Origin of the sequence: Chryseobacterium defluvii, from assembly GCF_014204415.1 — a bacterium.
Classification (GTDB): domain Bacteria; phylum Bacteroidota; class Bacteroidia; order Flavobacteriales; family Weeksellaceae; genus Chryseobacterium; species Chryseobacterium defluvii_A.
Map to the genome: position 1 here is coordinate 1 of NZ_JACHLE010000005.1, position 1048 is coordinate 1048.

Annotated in this window: 1 protein-coding gene; it reads right to left on the minus strand. The window is 43.4% G+C overall.

What is annotated here, in order from left to right:
- On the minus strand, nucleotides 1-1048 hold a 1048-nt coding region (locus HNP38_RS14650), incomplete at both ends, for a non-ribosomal peptide synthetase (protein WP_184190838.1).

Consider the following 1048-nt stretch of genomic DNA (forward strand, 5'->3'; position numbering starts at 1 on the left):
CTCGGCGTGGCCTGGATGATGGTGGGATGGATGTTCTCTAATTCTTCTTTTAGCTTTTCTGCATCATTTAATGTTTCTTTACCGGCGATGAAGACGCTTGCACCGGATATTAAAGGGGTGAAAAATTCTAAAACGGAGATATCGAAGGAATAGGTGGTCACGGAATACAGAATATCCTGATCCTGAACTCCCGGCTGGCGTTGAATGCTGGTTAGGAAATTGGTTAAGGCCTGATGTCCTATTTCTACTCCTTTCGGGTTACCTGTGGATCCTGAGGTATAGATTATGTAGGCGGTATCTTCCGGTTTTGGATGATGGTTTAAGTGAGTTGCAGAACTTGCCTCGAACTGCAGCAATTCTTCTTTGGTAATGAAACGGGCTTTGTCCTGGGTGTTGTTATCTGATGATCGTACTGAATTAAATTCTTCCAGGAATGATGCTTCGGTAATGATAAGGGGGGCCTGGCTGTGGTGGATGATGTATTCGATCCTTTCTTTGGGCAGCATCGGGTCGATCGGAATGTAGCTTTTTCCGGATCTGAGGATACCTAAAAGTAGGATGATAAGTTCTGATGAACGGTCTGTCAGTACTCCCACAGGCTGGCTATGGTCTCCAAAATGGGAAACAAGATATTTTGCAACTTTTTCTGATTGTTCTTTTAGTTCTTTGTAGGTTAAGCTTACCCGGTTGTCGCGAACGGCTACTTTTTCAGGGGTCTTCTCTGCCTGTGCTTCAAACAGCTCGATCACTGTCTTATCCCTAGGGTAATCAACACTCGTGTCATTGAAATCTAATAATAACTGATCACGTTCTGCATCTGTAAGAATATCGATCTCTTCTATAGCTTTTGTCTCTGTTACATCTTCCATTACTCCGCTCAACAAAGCCTCAAAATGAGCGAACATCCTCTCGATCAGAAACTCATCATAGATATCGGTGTTGTATTCTATCGTAAGCCCCAACTGATCTCCGTCTTCTGAAAAGGTGTAACTCACATCAAACTGGGAGGTCTTACTGCGGTATTCGTATTCTTCTACTTCTAAGCCTT